This window comes from Paenibacillus sp. FSL M7-0656, from assembly GCF_038003225.1.
Classification (GTDB): Bacteria; Bacillota; Bacilli; order Paenibacillales; family Paenibacillaceae; genus Paenibacillus; species Paenibacillus amylolyticus.
The window spans coordinates 1,651,521-1,673,374 of sequence record NZ_JBBOOT010000001.1 but is presented as its reverse complement, the minus strand read 5'-3'; the positions used below and the strand labels follow the sequence as shown (position 1 = coordinate 1,673,374).

General features: G+C 46.5%; 19 protein-coding genes. All 19 read left to right on the top strand.

Going from position 1 to position 21,854, the window contains the following annotated elements; translation table 11 throughout:
* Positions 1-29 precede the first annotated feature (29 nt).
* The 19 genes from MHI01_RS07140 (at position 30) to dapG (ending at position 21,827) form a co-directional block, all read left to right on the top strand.
* Entirely contained in the window at positions 30-4,349 is a 4,320-nt protein-coding gene (locus tag MHI01_RS07140) for a PolC-type DNA polymerase III (RefSeq protein WP_036609313.1), read from the top strand.
* Positions 4,350-4,606: 257 nt separating this feature from the next.
* On the top strand, positions 4,607-5,068 hold the full coding sequence (gene rimP, locus MHI01_RS07135) for a ribosome maturation factor RimP (RefSeq protein ID WP_047842499.1): 462 nt from the start codon (positions 4,607-4,609) through the stop codon (positions 5,066-5,068).
* 123 nt (positions 5,069-5,191) lie between these two features.
* Positions 5,192-6,289 (top strand): transcription termination factor NusA, encoded by a 1,098-nt coding sequence (gene nusA / locus MHI01_RS07130; protein WP_036609309.1) that lies wholly within the window; start codon positions 5,192-5,194, stop codon positions 6,287-6,289.
* Positions 6,290-6,314: 25 nt separating this feature from the next.
* Complete coding sequence (gene rnpM, locus MHI01_RS07125; protein ID WP_017689143.1) at positions 6,315-6,620, top strand: RNase P modulator RnpM; 306 nt, start codon at positions 6,315-6,317, stop codon at positions 6,618-6,620.
* Positions 6,613-6,942, top strand: coding sequence for a L7Ae/L30e/S12e/Gadd45 family ribosomal protein (locus tag MHI01_RS07120; protein ID WP_017689142.1), 330 nt, complete (start codon positions 6,613-6,615; stop codon positions 6,940-6,942). Before rnpM ends, MHI01_RS07120 begins: the two co-directional genes overlap by 8 nt.
* Complete coding sequence (gene infB, locus MHI01_RS07115) at positions 6,935-9,520, top strand: translation initiation factor IF-2 (protein WP_340982835.1); 2,586 nt, start codon at positions 6,935-6,937, stop codon at positions 9,518-9,520. Before MHI01_RS07120 ends, infB begins: the two co-directional genes overlap by 8 nt.
* A 25-nt stretch (positions 9,521-9,545) precedes the next feature.
* Positions 9,546-9,905 (top strand): 30S ribosome-binding factor RbfA, encoded by a 360-nt coding sequence (rbfA, locus tag MHI01_RS07110; RefSeq protein ID WP_017689140.1) that lies wholly within the window; start codon positions 9,546-9,548, stop codon positions 9,903-9,905.
* 19 nt (positions 9,906-9,924) lie between these two features.
* Positions 9,925-10,902: a DHH family phosphoesterase gene (locus MHI01_RS07105; RefSeq protein ID WP_036670394.1), complete on the top strand. Its 978-nt coding sequence runs from the start codon at positions 9,925-9,927 to the stop codon at positions 10,900-10,902.
* A complete protein-coding gene (truB, locus tag MHI01_RS07100; protein ID WP_036670396.1) occupies positions 10,896-11,819 on the top strand; it encodes a tRNA pseudouridine(55) synthase TruB in 924 nt (307 codons plus the stop codon). The genes MHI01_RS07105 and truB overlap by 7 nt, the downstream gene beginning before the upstream one ends.
* Positions 11,820-11,889: 70 nt before the next feature.
* A complete protein-coding gene (locus tag MHI01_RS07095; RefSeq protein ID WP_413409603.1) occupies positions 11,890-12,828 on the top strand; it encodes a bifunctional riboflavin kinase/FAD synthetase in 939 nt (312 codons plus the stop codon).
* Between the two features lie 47 nt (positions 12,829-12,875).
* Entirely contained in the window at positions 12,876-13,010 is a 135-nt protein-coding gene (locus tag MHI01_RS07090) for a hypothetical protein (RefSeq protein WP_268745224.1), read from the top strand.
* A complete protein-coding gene (gene rpsO, locus MHI01_RS07085) occupies positions 12,988-13,257 on the top strand; it encodes a 30S ribosomal protein S15 (RefSeq protein WP_036609297.1) in 270 nt (89 codons plus the stop codon). The genes MHI01_RS07090 and rpsO overlap by 23 nt, the downstream gene beginning before the upstream one ends.
* A 259-nt stretch (positions 13,258-13,516) precedes the next feature.
* Complete coding sequence (pnp, locus tag MHI01_RS07080) at positions 13,517-15,619, top strand: polyribonucleotide nucleotidyltransferase (protein ID WP_036670397.1); 2,103 nt, start codon at positions 13,517-13,519, stop codon at positions 15,617-15,619.
* 175 nt (positions 15,620-15,794) lie between these two features.
* Positions 15,795-16,790 (top strand): polysaccharide deacetylase family protein, encoded by a 996-nt coding sequence (locus MHI01_RS07075; protein ID WP_047842504.1) that lies wholly within the window; start codon positions 15,795-15,797, stop codon positions 16,788-16,790.
* A gap of 99 nt (positions 16,791-16,889) precedes the next feature.
* Positions 16,890-18,173, top strand: a complete 1,284-nt coding sequence (locus tag MHI01_RS07070; protein WP_076318531.1) for a M16 family metallopeptidase — start codon at positions 16,890-16,892, stop codon at positions 18,171-18,173.
* Complete coding sequence (gene dut / locus MHI01_RS07065; RefSeq protein WP_340984836.1) at positions 18,133-18,579, top strand: dUTP diphosphatase; 447 nt, start codon at positions 18,133-18,135, stop codon at positions 18,577-18,579. Before MHI01_RS07070 ends, dut begins: the two co-directional genes overlap by 41 nt.
* A 157-nt stretch (positions 18,580-18,736) precedes the next feature.
* Positions 18,737-19,636, top strand: a complete 900-nt coding sequence (gene dpsA, locus MHI01_RS07060; protein ID WP_017689131.1) for a dipicolinate synthase subunit DpsA — start codon at positions 18,737-18,739, stop codon at positions 19,634-19,636.
* Complete coding sequence (locus MHI01_RS07055) at positions 19,633-20,229, top strand: dipicolinate synthase subunit B (RefSeq protein WP_062833836.1); 597 nt, start codon at positions 19,633-19,635, stop codon at positions 20,227-20,229. The genes dpsA and MHI01_RS07055 overlap by 4 nt, the downstream gene beginning before the upstream one ends.
* Before the next feature lie 377 nt (positions 20,230-20,606).
* On the top strand, positions 20,607-21,827 hold the full coding sequence (dapG, locus tag MHI01_RS07050) for an aspartate kinase (protein ID WP_036670402.1): 1,221 nt from the start codon (positions 20,607-20,609) through the stop codon (positions 21,825-21,827).
* Positions 21,828-21,854 lie beyond the last annotated feature (27 nt).

Sequence of the window (21,854 nt, the reverse complement as noted above, 5' to 3'; positions counted from 1 at the left end):
TGCTTTAAGGGGGTACAAGGAGGAACACGATGAGCGGATTCGAGGAGAAAAGAAAACGGTTTGAGTTGTTGATGAAACAGGCAGAGCTTCCGGCTGGTCTGTTAGAGCCCTATTTTTTGGATGGATGGATTGAACAAGTAGAGACCAATCGAAGTAATCGGGATTGGAATATTCTGATTGCAAAGGATACGTTGGTACCCGCTCCAATCTATCGCACATTTTGCCTGCATATCCAAGAGAAAATGAATCATATCGCCAAAATTTCATTTGGCTTCAAATACACGGACCAAGTACAAAATGGTGATATCGTCAGTGAATATTGGAATCTCTTTCTGGAGTGGGTTACCCGTGAGATTCCATCTGTAAATGGTTGGATGAACCGGACAACCTTTGAATGTGAAGAGGATCTCCTACAACTGACAATGAGTGATGCAACGTCGATGGAATTGGCTCGTAAGAAACAGATTGATCAGGCTATTACGAAATTCTATGAAAAATACTTTCATCTACCTCTTCGCATCAAGATGCAAGTGGGTGAAGTGGGAAGCAATAAAGAGGCCATGGAACAGTTCCAAGCCCAAAAACGTGTAGAAGAACTTGAGGTCATCGAGAAGATGATGAGTGAAGTGGACACAGAAATCCCGGTGGATGAGGAGCAGGGTGATCTGCGATTACAAATGGGTTATGACATCAAGGAACCTGCAGTACCCATGCAGGAAATCCAGGATGAAGAGAAAAAGGTCACGCTTCAAGGTTCGGTCTTTGGTCTGGATCGTAAAGAACTGCGAAACGGAAATACGTTGTTTACCTTCTACCTGACCGACTTCACGGACTCCATGCAAATGAAGATGTTTGCCAAAACAAAAGAGGACGTTAAAATTCTTAGTTTGCTGGCTAACGGTAAATGGGTGAAAGTGCGTGGTCGTGTAGAGTATGACCGGTTTATGCAAATTCCTGAACTGGCCATGATTCCATCGGACCTGATTGAAGTTAAAGCACCCCCGTCTCGTAAAGATAATGCACCAGAGAAGCGGGTGGAGTTCCATTTGCACTCTACGATGAGTACGATGGATGCTGTAACTTCAATCGACAAATACGTGAAAATGGCAGCAGAGTGGGGACATAAGGCGATTGCAGTCACTGATCATGGTGGGGTGCAGGTATATCCCGAGGCTTCCAAGGCTGCTAAGAAAAACGGGATTAAAATGATCTACGGCCTCGAGGCCAATGTCGTGAATGACTCTGTTGCCGTTGTAATGGCTCCTCAGCCATTGGATCTCCAAACAGCAACATACATCGTATTTGATATCGAGACCACAGGTTTGTCGGTAACACAGAACAAAATCATTGAGATTGCAGCAGTGAAGATGCAAGATGGTAAAGAAATCGACCGGTTTGCAACATTTGTGAATCCGCATGAACGCATTCCCTACAACATTCAGCAGTTGACCAATATTAATGATGACATGGTAAAAGACGCACCTGAGCTGGAGCCTGTCATTCGTGAGTTTGTGCAGTTTGCTGGTGATGGTGTGCTTGTTGCGCATAATGCACGTTTTGATATGGGCTTTATCCAGGCTTCCCTGAAGCAAATTGGAATGCCAGAGCTTCCTAACCCTGTCCTTGACACGTTGGAACTGGCGCGATTGTTATTTCCAAAAAATAAGAACCACCGTCTGAATACGATGGCAGATAAATATAAGGTTGGACTTGAAAGTCATCACCGTGCCATTGATGATACGATTGCACTCGCGGGTATACTGATCGGATTATTAAATGATGCTGCTCAGATGAAAGGTTTAACGAGGCTTGATCGCTTGAACGATTATGTAGGTGTCGACTTGTCGAATACAAGACCTTTCCATTGTGGAATCTATGCATTGAATGATGTCGGTAAGAAAAATCTATACAAGCTGGTATCTCTCTCTCATACGGAACATTTCAAGCGGGTACCGTGCATTCCCAAATCGAAACTGATTAATTTGCGTGAAGGCCTTGTTATTATATCGGGCTGTGAAAAAGGGGAGTTTTTCGAAGCGGTGCTTAACAAATCGCTCGAAGAAGCGGAAGAGATCGCTGAGTTTTATGACATACTGGAGATTCAACCACTTACCATGTATATGCATTTGGTGGATAAAGGGTTGGTGGCTACACCCGAAGAAATCAAAACAGCGATCCGTAAAGTCATTGATATAGGCGCAAAATTTAATAAACCAGTTATAGCCACAGGTAACGTGCACTATTTGGAACCGCGTGACAAGTTATATCGGGATATCACCATTCACGGAATTACAGGTTTTAGTCCACTCAAAGATCAGCGTAAACCGGATGCACATTTCAGAACGACAGAGGAAATGCTGGAAGAGTTCCAGTTCCTGGGCCAAGATAAAGCTTACGAAGTCGTTGTTACAAATACGGTGGAGTTATCTGACCGATTTGAGGAAATTAAGTTATTCCCGGACAAACTGTTTACTCCAATTCTGGAAGGTGCGGACGAAGAAATCCGTAATACCTGCTATGACACTGCCAAGTCTATCTATGGCGAGGAATTACCAGAAGTAATCGTGGCACGACTAGAGAAAGAGCTCATTCCAATTATTAAATATGGTTTTTCTGCCAACTATCTGATCTCGGAACGCTTGGTTAAAAAATCGAATCAGGATGGTTATCTCGTAGGTTCGCGGGGATCGGTAGGCTCCTCTGTTGTTGCTACATTTTTGGGTATATCCGAGGTTAATCCACTACCTGCTCATTATATTTGTGTGAATTCAGAATGCAAACACAGCGAGTGGTTCCTGGACGGCAGTGTTCGGAGTGGATTTGACCTTCCAGAGAAAGAGTGTCCGGATTGTGGTGGCACACTTAAAGGAGAAGGCCAGGATATTCCGTTTGAGACCTTCCTTGGATTTAAGGGAGATAAAGTTCCCGATATTGACTTGAACTTCTCTGGTGACTATCAGCCTCATGCTCATAACTATACGAAAGTACTATTTAGTGAGAAGAGTGTTTTCCGTGCGGGGACCATCGGTACGGTGGCTGAGAAAACAGCATTTGGTTTTGCCAAGAAGTACGAGGAACATCATCAGAAGAAATGGCGTGGAGCTGAATTGAATCGTTTGGCCTCTGGCTGTACTGGGGTGAAACGGAGTACTGGTCAGCATCCCGGTGGTATTGTCGTAGTACCTGATTATATCGAGGTCGAAGACGTTACACCTGTTCAGTTTCCGGCTGACGACGTTAATGCGGAGTGGAAAACGACACACTTTGATTATCATGCTTTTGAAGAAAACTTGCTGAAACTTGATATTCTGGGGCACGATGATCCAACTATGATGCGGATGTTGCAGGATTTGACAGGGGTCGATCCAACGACCATTCCGATGAATGATCCGAAAGTCATGAGCATGTTTAACTCAACCGAAGCTTTGGGTGTTACACCGGAACAGATTAGGTCGCCAGTCGCGACGTTTGGCGTGCCGGAGATGGGAACGAAGTTTGTACGTCAGATGCTTGTTGAATCCCAGCCGACGTCTTTTGCCGATTTACTGCAGATTTCCGGATTGTCCCATGGTACAGGGGTATGGCTTGGAAACGCTCAGGATCTGATTAAGAACGGAACGTGTAACATTAAGACGGTAATTGGTTGTCGGGATGATATCATGTTATTTCTGATCTATAAAACGGGAATGGACGCAAGTCTGGCATTTAAGATTACCGAGAGTGTTCGTAAAGGACGGGGTCTGCCACAGGAATGGATTGACGAGATGAAGAATTGTAAAGTGCCTCAATGGTACATTGATTCATGCCTCAAAATCCAGTACATGTTCCCGAAGGCTCACGCGGCCGCTTATGTTATTTCGGCAGTACGTACGGCGTTCTTCAAGCTGTATCATCCGATTGAATATTACGCAACTTACTTTACTGTTCGGGCTGATGAGATTGATATCGAACTGATGTGTCAGGGATATGACGCGATCTATCGCAAAATTACGGAAATTGAGCAATTAGGTTTCCAGGCACCTCCAAAAGAGAAAAACATGTTACCTGTTCTGGAAATGGGTCTGGAAATGGCAGCACGCGGATTCTCGCTGAAATCCATTGACTTATACCGTTCGGAAGCGACAAAGTTCATCGTTGACGGAAAAACACTAATCCCTCCATTTTCAGCTTTGGCAGGAATCGGGGATAATGCTGCTCGCAATATCGCTGCGGCAAGAGATCATGGTGAATTCCTGTCGGTGGAAGACTTCCAGCAGAAGTCGAAAGCAAGTAAGACCATTGTTGAACTCCTGTCGAATATGGGATGTTTCCGTGGCTTGCCAGAGAGCAATCAGCTTTCCCTTTTCTAGGATTGAATTTGGATCTAACCATAGCGATTGTTGGGGGAACGTAATTTTTCCTTCATTAGTAAGTAAATTGCCTGAAGCATCGCTTACTTGTCACTATTACCAGACTATGTTATAATTTTTGAAGTGAACGAGATAGTACGAATTTCTAAAGAGTGGGGAAACCCACTCTTTAGTCTTTGGTATACAAGAATCTTGGGTATTGAATAATCTGCCAGTGCTTTTTTTGCTGGTGTAACCTAAGTTGGAGGTTATTGGTTTTGAGCACAACGAACATTAAATCTACCGTGGAAGAAATGATCCAACCCTACTTGAACGAACAAGGCTTCGAGCTGGTTGACATCGAATACGTCAAAGAAGGCAGCAACTGGTTTTTACGGGTGTATGTCGACAAAGAGGGTGGCATCGACATCGACGATTGTGTCTTGATCAGCGAAAAGCTGAGCGCCAAGCTGGATGAGAACGATCCGATCCCAACCATCTATTTCCTTGAAGTGTCTTCTCCCGGTGCGGAGCGTCCACTGAAAAAACCTGAGGACGTTACCAAAGCTGTAGGCAAAAATGTTTTTGTTACAACCTACGAGCCGGTGAACGGATTGAAGGAATTTGAAGGCAAGCTGCTTTCCTTTGATGACGAGGAACTCGTGATCGAAGCAGGCAAAAAACAGCATGCCATTTCTTATGATAAGGTTGCCAGTGCGCGCCTAGCTATTTTGTTTTAAGTGCCTTGTTCACTTTATTAATGAAAAAGACACATCTCACGATAACGGCAAGGTGCTCATTAGTCCAGAGCCTTTCGCCGTTTTACGTATGAGATGCCATGTTTGAAAGGGGGATCAACATTCATGAGTACGGATTTTATTGAAGCAATGAATGAATTGGAACGGGAAAAAGGGATCAGCAAGGATGTGCTGTTTGAAGCGATCGAGGCTGCACTAATTTCCAGCTACAAGCGGAATTTCAACACGGCCCAGAATGTGCGTGTTGACATGAACCGTAATACGGGAGTTATTCGGGTGTATGCCCGTAAATTGATCGTGGAAGAAGTCCTGGATTCACGTACCGAAATTTCATTGCCTGCTGCACGAGAAATCAACCCACACTTCCAGCTGGAAGATATTGCGGAGATTGAAGTTACGCCGCGTGATTTCGGACGTATCGCGGCACAAACTGCCAAACAGGTAGTGACCCAGCGGATTCGTGAAGCCGAACGCGGCCTGATCTACAACGCTTTCGTAGATAAGGAAGAAGATATCGTTACGGGAGTGGTGCAGCGTCAGGATTTGCGCAATATCTACATCGATCTGGGCAAAATCGAAGCGGCTTTACCGCTAACCGAATTGATGCCGAACGAGAAGTTTGTTCATGGTGACCGTATTAAGGCGTATATCACCAAGGTCGAGAATACGACGAAAGGGCCGCAAATCATTTTGTCCCGTACCCATCCGGGCCTCTTGAAACGTCTCTTTGAACTGGAAGTGCCTGAGATCTTTGACGGTGTAGTTGAAATTCGCTCCGTCGCTCGCGAAGCAGGGTTCCGCTCCAAGATTGCCGTTCATTCCCGCAACGAGGAAGTTGATCCAGTTGGATCTTGTGTAGGTCCTAGGGGAATGCGCGTGCAGACCATTGTGGGTGAGCTGCGCGGTGAAAAAATCGACATCGTTCGTTTCTCCGATCAGGTAGACGAATATGTTGCTAATGCACTGAGTCCTTCCAAAGTATTGGAAGTTCATGTATTTGAGGAAGAAAAGATGGCTCGGGTTATCGTTCCGGACTATCAACTGTCGCTCGCAATTGGTATCAAAGGCCAAAATGCCAGATTGGCAGCCAAATTAACCGGCTGGAAAATCGACATCAAGAGCGAGAGCCAGGCGGAACAGGAATTCGGCAGAGAAAAAGATTCTTCTTCTGAAATGCATCAGGATTCCGTCTCCGTCGACTAAAGTAAAGTACGGGGGGCGCTGACGTATGAAACCAAAAAAAGTGCCGCTGCGCAAATGTGTGGCATGCCAAGAAATGATGCCCAAAAAGCAGCTGATTCGCATTGTTAAAACGCCAGAGGATGAAGTGCTGATCGATTTGACTGGCAAAAAATCCGGACGTGGTGCCTATTTATGCGGCAAAGAGTCCTGTTTTAAGCTCGCACTCAAAAACCGGGCTTTGGATCGGGCGTTAAAAGGCAAAGTCTCACCTGAAATTTACGAGCAATTAGCAGCTGACTTCATCGCGGTTGAGGATGAATTCAAAGCAGCACAGGAGCGTGAACATGACTAATATTAAAACGCTGTCTTATTTGGGACTCTCTATGCGTGCAGGTAAACTTGTAACAGGTGAAGAAATTGTACTTAAAGCGATCCGTTCTTCCGAAGCTAAAATGGTTATTGTTGCGGGTGACGCCTCAGCCAATACACAAAAGAAATTTCGCGATAAATGTGGAACTTATAAGGTTCCTCTGTTGATCGGATTTGACCGGGATAGTCTGGGTTCAAGTATCGGTAAAGACACGCGTGTTGTTCTTGCAGTAACGGATCGAGGGTTTGCAAAAATGATCTCCAAGCAAGTCGGTATAATGTCGGAGGTGGAGTATATTGAGTAAACAGGAAAACAAGGATAAATTGCGAGTTTATGAATATGCGAAGTCCCTTAATATGAGTAGTAAAGAAATTATAACCATTCTTAAAAAGCTGGAAATTCCCGTAAACAATCATATGAGTGTCATGGAGAATGGTTCAGTCGGTAAGGTGGAACAATTTTTTAAAGATATAAAATCCACTGCTGCTTCGAAACAAGGCAACGATGCAAAACCAGTTGCTACTTCGGCAGTGCGCAGTGACAAACCAGTGGACAGCAACAAGCCGGCCGGCGGAGTGAACACGCCGAAGAGCAGTAACCCATCCGGTAGTCCCGTACAAACAAAAATACAACAGGAAAAGCAGGTAGGTATGAACAATAGACCAAATTCCAACAATAACAATGGCACCCAAAGACCCAGCGGCCAAGATAGCCGCAACAGAACGAACTCTTCCCAAGGCTCAAGCCAAGGAGGACAATCAACTAACCGTCCAAGACCAGCTCAAGGTGGACAAAGCAGTACTGCATCCCGTCCGCAAGGAACGGGTCAACGTCCGAATAACAGCGGTGGCGGTCAAGTAAGAACTTCAGGCCCTAACAGCGGTGGTAATACAGGTACTGCTGGCAACCGTAGCGGTGGCCAAGGTCAGAGCCAAGGACAAGGCCAACGTAGAAGCGGCCCAGGTGGTACTACTGGCAGCAACAACAATAGTGGTAACCGTTCGAACAGCGGTGGCGGTGGACGTCGTTATGATGACAACCGTGGCGGCAACTTCCGTGGTAACCGTGGTGGCAAGAACAACCGCAACAGAAATCAACAACAGTACCAACAACGTGAGAAAATTGATAACACACCTAAGAAAATCATCGTTCGTGGTGATATGACCGTTGGTGAAACAGCGAAGTTGCTCCATAAGGATGCTTCCGAAGTTATCAAAAAGCTCATCGCTATGGGTGTTATGGCAACAATCAACCAAGAGCTTGATATCGAAACGATCCTTCTGCTTTCAGGTGAATTCGGTGTTGAGGTTGAAGTGAAGATTGTGCTTGAAGATGACCGTTTCGAAACACTGGAAGAGAATGATGATGCTGCTGACTTGCAGGCTCGTCCACCAGTAGTTACGATCATGGGTCACGTTGACCATGGTAAAACTACTTTGCTGGATGCTATTCGTTCCACGAATGTATCCGATGGCGAAGCAGGCGGAATCACGCAACATATCGGTGCATATCAAGTTGAAATTAACAACAAAAAGATCACGTTCCTGGATACTCCGGGTCACGAAGCGTTTACAGCGATGCGTGCACGTGGCGCACAAGTTACGGATATGACGATTATTGTCGTAGCTGCGGATGACGGTGTTATGCCACAGACCATTGAGGCGATTAACCATGCCAAAGCTGCTGGGCTACCAATCATCGTGGCTGTCAACAAAATTGACAAGCCGGGCGCTGATCCAGACAAAGTGAAACAAGAACTAACCAGCTATGAACTCGTTCCTGAAGAGTGGGGCGGAGATACCATCTTTGTTAACGTGTCAGCGAAACAAAGAATGGGTCTGGAAGGTCTGCTTGAAATGATTCTGCTCGTTGCAGAAGTGAACGAATACAAAGCGAACCCGGACAAACGTGCCCGTGGTACAGTGATTGAAGCCGAGCTGGATAAAGGACGTGGCCCAGTTGCACGTATCCTCGTACAGCACGGTACATTGAAAGTCGGCGATGCTTTCGTAGCAGGTAACTGCTTCGGTCGTGTTCGTGCGATGGTCAATGACAAAGGTCGCAAATTGAAAGAAGCTGGACCTTCAACACCTGTAGAAATCACAGGTCTGACTGAAGTTCCAGGTGCGGGAGATCCATTCATGGTGTTTGAAGATGAGCGCAAAGCGCGTTCCATCGCTGACAAACGTTCGATCACGCAACGTGAATCCGATCTGGGTACGCATACTCGTGTGACGTTGGATGATCTGTTCCAGCACATCAAAGATGGCGAGATCAAAGATCTGAACGTAATCATCAAAGGTGATGTACAAGGTTCGGTTGAAGCATTGAAAGGTTCCCTTGCGAAGATCGAAGTTGAAGGTGTACGCGTGAAAATCATTCATAGCGGCGCTGGTGCAATCACAGAATCCGATATCATTTTAGCTGCAGCATCCAATGCTATCGTGATCGGTTTCAACGTTCGTCCTGATAACCAGGCGAAATCAACTGCAGATCAAGAGCAAGTAGACATTCGTCTGCATCGCGTGATCTACAGTGTTATCGAAGAAATTGAACAAGCGATGAAAGGTATGCTTGATCCGATCTACAAAGAAAAAGTTATCGGTCATGCTGAAGTTCGGAGCACGTTCTCCATCAGTAAAGTGGGTACCATCGCTGGTTGTATGGTTACCTCAGGTAAAATTACGCGTTCTGCGGAAGCACGCCTGATTCGTGATGGCATTGTCCTTTACGAAGGTAAGCTGGATTCCCTGAAACGTTATAAAGATGATGCCAAAGAAGTAGCACAAGGTTACGAGTGCGGTATCACACTTGATAAATTTAATGATCTCAAAGAAGGCGACGTTATCGAAGCTTTCATTATGGAGACAGTACAACGATAAGCAAGGAAGCATGAGGTGAACAACAATGGCTAAGATTCGTACAGGTAGAGTGGGCGAGCAGATCAAGAAAGAAATAAGTCTGCTCATCCAGTCTGAACTGAAAGATCCACGTATCGGCTTTATTACGGTAACGGGAGTCGAAGTGACAGGAGACTTGTCGCAAGCCAAAGTTTATCTGAGTGTCTTCGGTGAACAGGAACAAAAAGATAACACGCTGAAAGCTCTGGCAAAAGCAAATGGATTTTTGCGTTCGGAGCTGGGCAAACGTATCCGGTTCCGGCATGTTCCCGAGTTGATATTTAAGATTGACGAATCCATCGCTTATGGCAGCCGAATTGAGAAGCTGCTTGGCGATATTGGTTCCGACAAGAACGAATCCCAGTAACAGAATAGAGGAGACGGCAATGCACACTTATGAACAGGCGCTCCAGACCGGAAAGCAATTTCTGCTGGAGCATGATGATTACCTGGTCGTGTCGCATGTACAGCCGGACGGTGACGCAGTCAGCTCGACGGTAACGGTGGGCTGGCTGCTGTCATGTCTGGGTAAGACATTCACGATGATTAATGAAGGTGAAATCCCCGGGCGTATGCAATTTTTGTGGGAAGCAGGCAACATTGTGAACATGACCGAACAACCACCGCAGCGAAAATATAAAGCTGTTATCTGTGTGGATTGTGCAGACTTTGCCAGAGTAGGTTTGACACGTCATTATTTCGAAGACGATGCTGTTATTTTGAATATTGATCATCACCCTACAAATGACGCTTATGGTACAGTCAACATCATTAAGTCTGATGCTGCTGCAACGGCTGAAATCTTGTTCGATTTTCTTAACCTGTTCCAAGTAACATGGGATAAAGATGTTGCGACGGCAGTTTATACAGGATTGCTTACCGATACAGGTGGATTCCGCTATGCCAACACCAGCCCAAATGTAATGACAACTGCCTCCAGACTGCTTGAACATGGCGTGGATGGACCCTATCTCGCCCAGACCTTGTTGGAGCAGGTGACTCTTCCGCAAGTTCGGATTTTGAATCAGGCACTATCAAGCCTGCAGATGACAGATGATGGAAAGATAGCCTGGGTTGTTATTACACCAGATGATATGGTGGCTTGTGGAGCAGCTAATGAAGATCTTGAAGGGGTAGTGAACTATCCGCGCAACATTCAGGGCGTGGAAGTTGGTATCTTTTTCAAAGTCATCAACGAGAATGCAGTCAAGGTTTCTTTGCGTTCAGCTGGTAAGATTGATGTTGCTGCACTCGCCCAGACCTTTGGCGGAGGCGGGCATGTGCTCGCAGCCGGATGTCGTCTGGAAGGCAGACTTGATGATATTATCGCAAAAGTGCTGAAGCAGGTGAATTCACAATGGTAAAGCCATTTGAAGGTGTACTTCCGGTATATAAACCGGCGGGATTTACTTCTCATGATGTTGTAGCCAAAATGCGTCGCATTCTCAAAATGAAGCGCATTGGGCATACGGGCACACTTGACCCACAAGTTACAGGCGTTCTGCCGCTCTGTCTTGGACGGGCGACACGTGTGGTGGAGTACATGCAGGAGCTTCCGAAGGAATATCTGGCTACGCTGAGATTGGGACTGTCTACTGACACAGAGGATATGACAGGGGAAGTCATTGAGCGGGCTGAAACGACTGTGGAAGTAACACAGGAACAGGTTCAACAGGTGCTTGAGCAGTTTCTGGGCACGATCTCACAGGTACCACCCATGTATTCTGCGGTAAAGGTAGACGGCAAACGTCTTTATGAGCTTGCTCGTGAAGGTAAGACGGTAGAGCGTAAGAGCCGTGAGGTCACAATCTATGAGCTCGAACTCACTGGGATTGAGACTCAGGGTGAGACCACCGATATATCCTTCCGGGCCTTATGTTCAAAAGGAACTTATATTCGGACATTGTGTGTAGACATTGGTCGGCAACTCGGATATCCATCCACCATGGTTCAACTGGAGCGTACGATATCGGCAGGTATCTCTGCAGATCGTTGTCTTCGAATTGAAGAAGTGGAACAACTTATGGCTGACGGGACTTTGGCGGAGGCGCTGATTCCTGTTGACGAGGCTATTGCTTCAATTCCGGCCCATAAGGTTGGAGAAGAACAGACCAAAGGAGCACTTCAAGGTCAGAAACTGTCTGCGCGTCTTCTGGAACCGCCTGTAGAGCAACCTGGTCTATTGCGGTTGTATGCTCAGGATGGTACGTTTCTGGGGATATTTGAACGGGATGAACTAAAACCAACGGTGAGGGCAGTTAAAGTCTTTTTGCCGGAATAAAGAGGTTTCGGGCTTGAAGTTGTGGTGATGCTCAAGCTTGGCCTATCTAGTGAAATGCAGGTGAATGATTGTGAAAACCGTAATGCTAACCTATCCGCAGACGTTACATTCGACTGAGCTGAGCACACTGCCCCAAGTGCTTGCGATTGGTCAATTCGACGGACTGCATCTCGGACATGCAAGTGTCATTTTATCAGCTGTCCGCATTGCGCGGGAAACGGGCATGCAGGCAGCGGTTATGACCTTTCATCCACATCCGAAGGAAGTTATGCGCAAAGGGGATTACGAGGGTTATTTAACTCCCTTGAGAGATAAAGAAGACATCTTGGCAGGAATGGGCGTTGATGTACTCTATGTGGTGGAGTTCAATGAAGATTTCTCACGGTTGACCCCGCAACAATTCGTACACGACTTGTTGATTCCTCTTCAGACACGAACAGCGGTGGTGGGTTTTGACTTCCGTTTTGGTCACAAGGGTGCAGGGGATGAACAACTTCTTCGTACTTTGGGAGAAGGAGAGATGATGGTGGAAACCGTTCCTCCTTTCTTGTTGAATGGTGAAAAAGTGAGCAGTTCTCTCATTCGTGGCCTGTTGAAGCGTGGGGAGATGGATGAGGCCAGTCAGTGGCTTGGCCGACCTTACAGCATCAGAGGAACCGTCATTCACGGGGAGAAGCGTGGACGAACGATTGGATTTCCTACAGCCAACCTTGAACTCACGGATCATTACGTTACCCCATCGAAGGGTGTTTACGCTGTTCGTGTGCAGTATGGCGAACAGGAACTGCATGGCGTAATGAATCTCGGTGTGAAACCTACGTTTCACGAAAGTGGGATGAAACCTACGTTTGAAGTGCACCTGCTTGATTTTGATGGACACTTGTATGACCAGGAACTAAAGGTTGAGCTCGTTCACTATATTCGTGCAGAACGAAAGTTTGACTCCATTGAGGCATTGATTAGCCAGATTCGTGAAGATGCATTAACTGCCGGCCGCCTGTTATCTTAAAGGTTCAGGATTAAATGCATGTTTACATTTACTTTAACTAGGCAATTATGATATACTGTACTACGTTGTCGATTGAGGCAACATTAACCTTGGCTTGGTTGCTTGCTCTCACCGGCGGTGACGAGGCTAATGGCGATTATATTGAAGGAGGTGAACAGGATGGCATTGACTCAAGAACGTAAACAACAACTGATCGACGAGCACAAAACTCACGAGTCCGATACAGGATCTCCAGAGGTGCAAGTTGCTATCCTTACGGAAAACATCACAAGTTTGACAAACCACTTGCGTACGCATAAGAAAGACCACCACTCACGTCGTGGACTTTTGAAAATGGTAGGTCAACGTCGTAAGCTTTTGGCTTATGTGAAAAACAAAGATGTTAAACGTTACAGCGCACTGATCGAAAAACTCGGATTGCGTCGTTAATTATCGTACATGTTTTCAAAACCAACCTGGCTGTTATCCGTCATTCTTTTGTCTAAAAGGACAAGCGGAACCTACAGCCGGGTTGTTTTGTAGATGAACATGTTGCCATATATTTGTAGATGGGGCTCCGTGAGGAGCTTTTGTTGTGCAGGTTAGCATGTTGAAAGATCCATACATAGCTAATGAATGCAGGACAAGCAGGAAATACTGTAAATATGCAGAATCCATTGAATTAGGAACGAATAAAAGGAGGGGTTTCATGGAACAGCGTGTTGAAATGCAGCTTGGTGGAAGAAAGCTTACGCTTGAGACCGGGCGTTTGGCCAAGCAGGCTAATGCTGCCGTTAAGGTAACATACGGGGATACCGTGGTATTGTGTACCGTGACAGCATCAAGTGAGCCGAAAGATCTGGACTTTTTCCCATTAACGGTGAACTATGAAGAAAGATTGTACGCCGTAGGTAAAATCCCGGGAGGATTTATTAAACGTGAAGGCAGACCGAGTGAGAAAGCCATTCTTTCAAGCCGTCTGACAGACCGTCCAATTCGTCCTTTGTTCCCGGAAGGCTTCCGGAATGATGTACAAGTTCTGAATATCGTTATGAGTGTGGATCAGGATTGTGAACCGCAAATCGCTGCAATGATTGGTACATCAGCAGCATTGAGCATTTCGGATGTTCCATTCAGCGGACCGATTGGTGGCGTGAAAGTTGGACGTATTGATGGCGAGTTCATCATTAACCCAACGATTGCACAGCTTGAAGTCAGTGATATTGAACTGGTCGTTGCAGGAACCAAAGATGCCATCATGATGGTTGAGGCCGAAGCAAACGAAGTGCCGGAAGAAGTGATGCTCGAAGCAATCATGTTTGGACATGATGAGATCCAAAATATTATTGCTGTAATCGAACAACTTGTGCAAGTTGCTGGAAAAGAAAAAATGGCTGTTAAGTTGCGTACCGTTAATGCTGAAGTTAACAGCAGTGTACGTGAATTCGCCAGCGCTCGTCTGGTCGAAGCGGTTAAAATCGCCGAGAAGCATGCTCGTCAAGATGCAATCGATGTAGTGAATGACGAAACCGTTGCTCATTTTGAAGAGAAATATATTGAAAGTCCGGAATTGTTCAAAGACGTGAAGGAAGTTCTGCACGATATCGTCAAAGAAGAAGTGCGTCGTCTGATCACGCATGATAAAGTTCGTCCAGATGGACGTGGACTTGCTGAAATTCGCCCAATCGAATGTGATACATCTCTGCTGCCACGTGCACATGGTACAGGACTGTTTACGCGTGGTCAAACGCAAGCACTTAGCGTTTGTACACTTGGTGCACTGGGTGATGTTCAGATTTTGGACGGAATCAGTCTTGAAGAAACGAAACGATTCATGCATCACTATAATTTCCCACCATTCAGCGTAGGCGAAGCGCGTCCATTGCGTGCTCCAGGCCGTCGCGAAATCGGACATGGTGCTCTGGGTGAGCGCGCGCTTTCCAAAGTGATTCCTTCCGAAACGGATTTCCCATACACGATTCGTTTGGTATCTGAAGTTCTGGAATCCAACGGCTCATCATCTCAGGCAAGTATCTGTGCCAGCACTTTAGCTATGATGGATGCAGGTGTACCAATCAAAGCTCCAGTTGCGGGTGTAGCTATGGGTCTGATCAAAGATGGAGATCATGTATCCATTCTGAGTGATATTCAAGGTATGGAAGATCACCTCGGTGACATGGACTTTAAAGTAGCTGGAACACCTGAAGGTGTAACTGCAATCCAAATGGACATCAAAATTGCTGGTATTAATCGTCAAATTTTGTCTGATGCATTGGCGCAAGCCAAAGAAGGCCGTATGCACATTTTGGGCAAAATGAACGAAATTTTGAAAACTCCACGTGAGCAGTTATCACAATATGCGCCTAAAATTACAACGATGCATATCAATCCGGACAAAATCCGTGATGTTATCGGTGCAGGTGGTAAAATTATCAATAAAATCATCGAAGAAACCGGTGTTAAAATTGATATTGAACAGGATGGACGTGTCTTTATCGCTTCTTCTAACCAAGAGATGAATGATAAAGCCAAAGCGATCATCGAAGGTATTGTGCGCGAAGTATTGGTCGGCGAGATTTATGTCGGCAAAGTAAAACGCGTAGAGAAATTCGGTGCATTTGTTGAAGTACTTCCGAACAAAGAAGGTCTGGTACACATCTCGCAACTGTCAACTGAACGTGTTGCCAAAGTGGAAGATGTTGTAGCTATCGGTGATTCCATTACGGTAAAAGTAACAGAAATTGACCCACAAGGTCGAATCAACTTGTCCCGTAAAGCAGTTTTGACTGCTGAAGCTCCGGCTCAATCCTAGGATACCGAAGCGACAGGTTATAAATGGATAGATTGAATGAAGAGACAGAATGTGAATTTCTGGCTCTTTTTTTAACGTTTAAATACGTAAAGCAAGGATGAAACCATGGCTTAGCATTCATATTTTTGCCCTTGTCCTCATATGATGGGGACAAAGACGGCGGGAGGATGGAGCTGTGGGAAACCAATCCAAAAAGCTGGCGGCTGTTCTGGCGGGTGTGACTGCGGTCATATTGATCGGACAAGTTGGCAGTGTACGTACATACATTACGGAGATCCGTGATGGGCCAGGTACGCAAAATGCTTTTGACATGTTTAAGGAGGCAACTGGAGAAGATGCGCTGTTGTCTGCGATTCGGGATAAAGCGGCTGAAACGAAAATTGCTCCGGTAAATGCCAGAGTGGATCGGGTATGGAAAGCGATTCCTGGTTATAATGGCATGGAGATTGATGTGGAAGCGACATACCGTAAGGCGCTGAGTGGAACATTGAATACCAAAATAGCGTATGTCTACCGTCAGATTGAGCCGGAGATTCAGCTTAAGGATTTGGGTGCACATCCGATCTATCGGGGGAATGCAAACAAACCGATGGTTTCTTTTATGATTAATGTGGCCTGGGGGAACGAATACATCAAACCGATGCTGGATACGCTCGATGCCGAGAAAGTGAAGGCTACTTTTTTTCTGGATGGAAGTTGGTTAAGCAAAAACGTTGAACTGGCCAAAGAAATACAGAAGCGTGGGCATGAGATGTCCAACCATGCATATTCTCACCCTAACATGAGTCGATTGAGCGCAGAACGGGCCAAGCTGGAAATTAGCAAAACCCAGGATCTGCTCCATAAAACACTGGGCGTAGAGAATCGTTGGTTTGCTCCGCCATCCGGTGACTTTAATCAGAAGACCGTTGACATTGCTTCATCCATGGGACTGCAAACCGTGTTATGGACAGTAGATACTGTGGATTGGCGTAAGCCAAGCCCGGATGCCGTTGTTGCCAAAATTGCTAAAAATACCGAGGCTGGAACGTTAATTCTAATGCACCCTACAGCTGCTTCTTCGGGAGCTTTAAAGGGCATGATTCAATCCATACGGGCCAAAGGTCTGGTGCTCGGAACAGTAAGTGAGACGCTGTCTTCGGAACGTGTAAACACCTCTGCAGTTGAGTGAACGTTGTTTTTTTGTTAATATCAAACAGTTGGAACCAAATGTCGATTTCAATTTCAAGGTTGAGATCAAGGCAATTATAGAGATGTAGGAGGGCCAACCATGAAAAAAATTCAGCTGGGCAATGGCCTCAGAGTTGTCATGGAACAGATACCGACCTGCCGTTCTGTGTCTTTCGGAATATGGGTCAAGACAGGTTCGCGTAATGAGCAACCTGCAAGTAACGGAGTATCACATTTTATTGAACACATGTTATTCAAGGGAACAGATCGTTATGATGCCAAGGCGATTGCGGAGCAGTTCGATGCGATTGGTGGTAACGTGAATGCATTCACTTCCAAAGAATACACGTGTTATTATGCTAAAGTATTGGATGAGCATTTGCCGATTGCGGTTGATGTATTGTCTGATATGTTTTTCCGCTCCAAAATGGATGATGGTGAATTGATCAAGGAGAAAAACGTCATTCTGGAAGAAATCTCGATGTATGAAGATACGCCTGATGATATGGTTCATGATCTGATGGCCTTGGCCGCCTATGGTGAGCATCCACTCGCATACCCAATCCTGGGTACGGAAGAACGTCTCAAAGCGATGGATTCCAGCCATCTGCGTGCATATATGAAGGAGCACTACACGATTGAGAACACGGTCATTAGTATCGCGGGTAATATTGATGACAGTGTAATCGATCTGATGGAGAAGCATTTTGGTGCTTTTGATGTAAATGGAGTATCGGAAGCAGTCACGATGCCAGCCTTCCAAAGCGGACAGCTCTTTCACAAAAAGAAAACGGAACAGAATCATATCTGTATCTCGTTCCCGGGCTGTAAAATCGGAGATCCGCTGCAATTCGCTATGGTTGTTCTGAATAACGCCATTGGTGGAGGCATGAGCTCCAGACTGTTCCAGGAAATTCGTGAGAAACGGGGTCTTGCGTACTCCGTGTATTCCTATCATAGCTCTCACGCGGACAGCGGACTTTTCACGATATATGCGGGTACAGCACCGAAACAGACCAAAGAAGTGCTTGATCTGACCAAAGAGGTTCTGCGAGACCTGGCTGTTAACGGCTTGTCCGAAGATGAACTTCGTAAAGGAAAAGAACAGCTGAAGGGCAGCTTGATTCTAAGCTTGGAAAGCACAGGCAGTCGCATGAATCGTCTGGGTAAAAACGAGCTCATGCTGGGCAGACACCATACACTGGATGAGATGATCACCAAAATTGAGCAAGTTACCATGGACGATATTAACGCGGTACTTGATCTGATGTTTGCTGAACCTTTTGCACTTGCTATGGTTGGCGCTTCAGATAAGACGATCGCTGGATTGAGAAGGGATGATTTTGTTGCATTACGTTCAAATACAGAAACTGCCGGGCAATGAAGATATTAAACTGCCTCAAAAAATGTCGGAGCTGGCATCCGGCTTTGATGTAGTAGCTGCACTTCAGGAAGAAGTTGTATTGCAGCCGGGTCAGCGTATGCTGATTCCGACCGGACTTGCGATGGCAATGCCAGCTGGATTGGAAGCACAGATCCGTCCTCGGAGCGGACTGGCTTTCAAACATGGTATTACTTGCCTCAACACACCGGGGACCATTGATGCGGATTATCGCGGAGAAGTTAAAGTTCTGTTGATTAATCTGGGTCAGGAACCGTTCACGATTGTACGGGGAGAGCGCATCGCACAGATCGTCTTCCAGACCGTGCCTGTGGTTGAATTGACGGAAGTGGATGAACTTTCGGAAACGGTACGTGGCGAAGGCGGATTCGGTCATACCGGGAAATAAGCAGCGTAAATATACTCATTCTTTAGAGTCGTCCCTGACAGGGGCGGCTCTTTTTTACATTTGAGAAACGGACGGTGGAATGCAATTATTGTTTTCACCCCCCTGTGGGCCCCTGCATACGATAAGGCATACATGTGGTGAAAGGAGTGACGTCCCGATGCTGACCGGAGTCCGGATTGTAGTCCTGGGCGGAGATGCGCGGCAGCTTGAAGTCATTCAAAAGTGCGCTGAGCTGGATGCAACGGTAAGTGTGGTGGGTTTCGATAAAATAGAGCGTTCCATTCCAGGGATCGAGCACCAGGAACTGGAGGATGAAGTGTTTGCTTCCGCAGATGTACTCGTACTGCCTGTTGTCGGTTGCGATGAGCAGGGAAAAGTAAGTACTTCATTCAGTGACACACCGATCTATTTGAAAAAGGAACATATTGCAGCATTACCAGAGCATTGTATTGTGTTCACAGGTATGGCAAAGCCGTTCTTGCGCGAACTTTGTCTTGAAAATGGGCTACGACTTGTTGAAGTACTTGATCGTGATGATATTGCACTTTATAACTCTATTCCAACAGCTGAGGGAGCCATCGCCATAGCTATTCGGGAGACGGACTTCACAATCCATGGTTCGGAATGCATTGTGCTTGGCATTGGTCGAACAGGATTCACAATGGCCAAAACACTGCAGGGACTTGGAGCAAATGTACGGGTGGGAATCAGGCGGGAAGAGGATGCTGCCCGCGCTACAATAATGGGCTGGAAGCCTTTCATGACAACGGATTTGGCCGCTCAGACCGGGGAAGTTGACTTGCTTTTTAATACGATACCGACTATGATAATCACAGCACAAATCCTGTCCAGAATGCCGCAAAAGGCTGTCATTATCGACCTCGCATCCGCTCCTGGCGGCTGTGATTTCAGGTATGCCGACAAACGCGGTATCAAAGCGCTACTTGCGCCTGGCCTCCCCGGCATTGTTGCTCCCAAAACGGCTGGCGGCATTATTGCCGACGCGTTGATCCGTTTGCTTTTGGAAGAACAGAACGCACGGGAGGTTAAATCATGAACTGGCAGGGAAAAACGGTAGGTTATGCAATTACGGGTTCTCATTGTACGTTTGAAGAGGTTATGCCGGTAATTAGCCGCTTCGTAGCTGAAGGTGCCAACGTCATTCCGATTATTTCGAATTCGGTTCTGACGACGGATACACGCTTTGGTACGGCGCAAAATTGGCAAAAACAGTTGAAAGATATAACAGGTAATGATATCATTTCTACAATTGTTGAAGCGGAGCCATTAGGGCCTTCCAAGCTGCTTGATGTGCTGGTTATTGCTCCATGCACAGGGAATACAACAAGTAAGCTGGCTAATGCGATGACCGACAGTCCAGTGCTAATGGCAGCCAAAGCGCAGATGCGCAATCAGCGTCCGCTTGTGCTCGCGATTTCCACGAATGACGGTCTGGGCTTGAATGCTGCGAATATCGCCAAATTGCTTGTGGCTAAATACTTGTATTTTGTGCCATTTGGGCAAGACGATCCAGTGAAAAAACCAAACTCGTTAGTCGCCAAAATGGAATTGATTCCAGAGGCTTGCTGGAGTGCTCTTGAGGGCAAACAGTTGCAGCCGATGATTGTGGAGCGTTCTTCACAGGCTTGATGGAACAATGATTTGGTGACAACGTTTATGCGCTTGGAGAAATGAAGAAGGGTTCGAGAGACAAAGAAAATCATGGGGGACAATATGCTGGATTGAACAGCTACTATGTCCACGTTCCTGTCTATAAGGCATTCCTGCTTGCGGGCAGTACAGGTTAAGCAAGCGGGAGAGGTCTATTGTGAATGTATGCATCATGACCTCGATAACAACCGCGACCTTTGATTTGCGATTGTCCCAGACAATTACAGAAAATAAGGAGCGGCATGGAATGCCGTATAAAATGCTGAAATTATCGCATCAGAACGCTCCCTAGAGTGATCCATTTGTTGATTTGACCCGTGTCCAGTCTTCTTGCGTACACAAATGGAGGAATAAAGATGCGTATCATGGTACAGAAATTCGGAGGCACGTCTCTCTCCACTGTTCAGGCGAGAGAGCATGTGCTCCGTCATGTTAAACGTGAACTTGAAGCAGGATTGAGTCTGGTCATCGTTGTGTCTGCGATGGGGCGCCGCGGCGAGCCATATGCGACCGATACGTTGCTGGACTGGGCTGCACAGAACGGAAACGCACTATCCGCACGCGAAAAGGATTTACTGCTGTGCTGTGGTGAAATCATATCGGCGACAACGTTGAGCAGTTTACTCGAACATGAAGGCATTCCAACTACAGTGCTGACCGGTGCACAAGCAGGTTTTGTGACGGACGACAATTTCGGGAATGCCCGGATATTGGATGTCCGTCCTGTTCGTGTGTTGGAGCAGCTTCAGCTTGGCCGTGTCGTTGTTGTAACCGGATTCCAGGGGCAGACAGAGAACGGAGACTTCACGACACTGGGTCGTGGGGGAAGCGATACGTCAGCTACAGCTCTCGGTGCAGCATTACGTGCTGAAATGGTGGATATCTACACAGATGTGAACGGGATACTCACCGCTGATCCGCGAATTGTTGAGGATGCACGTCCACTGACTGTTGTGAGTTATGCAGAGATCTGTAACATGGCCCACCACGGGGCCAAGGTAATCCATCCACGTGCGGTTGAGATTGCGATGCAATCCCAGATTCCAGTGCGGGTAAGATCTACTTTTGCAGACACGGAAGGAACGCTGGTTACGCATCCGGAAGGATTCCAGGATGTGCAGACAGGCATTGTTGACCGTTATGTAACAGGCATCGCCTACGTGAGCAATGTAACGCAAATTACGGTGGATGTGCCTGGTGGTGGTGCAGATCGATTGCAACTAAAAGTGTTCAAAACCATGGCTGAGAATTCAATCAGCGTTGATTTTATTAATGTTACCCCCTCGGGAGTTGTCTATACGGTTTTTGACAGTGATTCCGAGAAAGCCATACAGGTATTGCAGGAGATAGGTCTCAAGCCACAAAGCCTGTCCGGTTGTGCCAAAGTGTCCGTCATTGGCGGAGGCATTAATGGTGTACCTGGAATCATGGCTCGAATCGTGGAGTCCTTGACACTGGCAGACATTCAGATCCTGCAATCGGCAGATTCGAATACAACGATCTGGGTACTCGTAAAAAAAGAAGATATGGTTCAGGCCCTGAGGGCACTTCACGCCTCATTCGAACTTCATTTGTAAATAACTGAAGTTAGAGGAGCCAAACCT

Bases quoted from the DNA above. Each gene is read 5' to 3' on its own strand.
- MHI01_RS07140 (WP_036609313.1), top strand. From the start codon at position 30: ATGAGCGGATTCGAGGAGAAAAGAAAACGGTTTGAGTTGTTGATGAAA.
- nusA (WP_036609309.1), top strand. From the start codon at position 5,192: ATGAGTACGGATTTTATTGAAGCAATGAATGAATTGGAACGGGAAAAA.
- rnpM (WP_017689143.1), top strand. From the start codon at position 6,315: ATGAAACCAAAAAAAGTGCCGCTGCGCAAATGTGTGGCATGCCAAGAA.
- MHI01_RS07120 (WP_017689142.1), top strand. From the start codon at position 6,613: ATGACTAATATTAAAACGCTGTCTTATTTGGGACTCTCTATGCGTGCA.
- rbfA (WP_017689140.1), top strand. From the start codon at position 9,546: ATGGCTAAGATTCGTACAGGTAGAGTGGGCGAGCAGATCAAGAAAGAA.
- MHI01_RS07105 (WP_036670394.1), top strand. From the start codon at position 9,925: ATGCACACTTATGAACAGGCGCTCCAGACCGGAAAGCAATTTCTGCTG.
- truB (WP_036670396.1), top strand. From the start codon at position 10,896: ATGGTAAAGCCATTTGAAGGTGTACTTCCGGTATATAAACCGGCGGGA.
- MHI01_RS07090 (WP_268745224.1), top strand. From the start codon at position 12,876: ATGATATACTGTACTACGTTGTCGATTGAGGCAACATTAACCTTGGCT.
- rpsO (WP_036609297.1), top strand. From the start codon at position 12,988: ATGGCATTGACTCAAGAACGTAAACAACAACTGATCGACGAGCACAAA.
- pnp (WP_036670397.1), top strand. From the start codon at position 13,517: ATGGAACAGCGTGTTGAAATGCAGCTTGGTGGAAGAAAGCTTACGCTT.
- MHI01_RS07070 (WP_076318531.1), top strand. From the start codon at position 16,890: ATGAAAAAAATTCAGCTGGGCAATGGCCTCAGAGTTGTCATGGAACAG.
- dpsA (WP_017689131.1), top strand. From the start codon at position 18,737: ATGCTGACCGGAGTCCGGATTGTAGTCCTGGGCGGAGATGCGCGGCAG.
- MHI01_RS07055 (WP_062833836.1), top strand. From the start codon at position 19,633: ATGAACTGGCAGGGAAAAACGGTAGGTTATGCAATTACGGGTTCTCAT.
- dapG (WP_036670402.1), top strand. From the start codon at position 20,607: ATGCGTATCATGGTACAGAAATTCGGAGGCACGTCTCTCTCCACTGTT.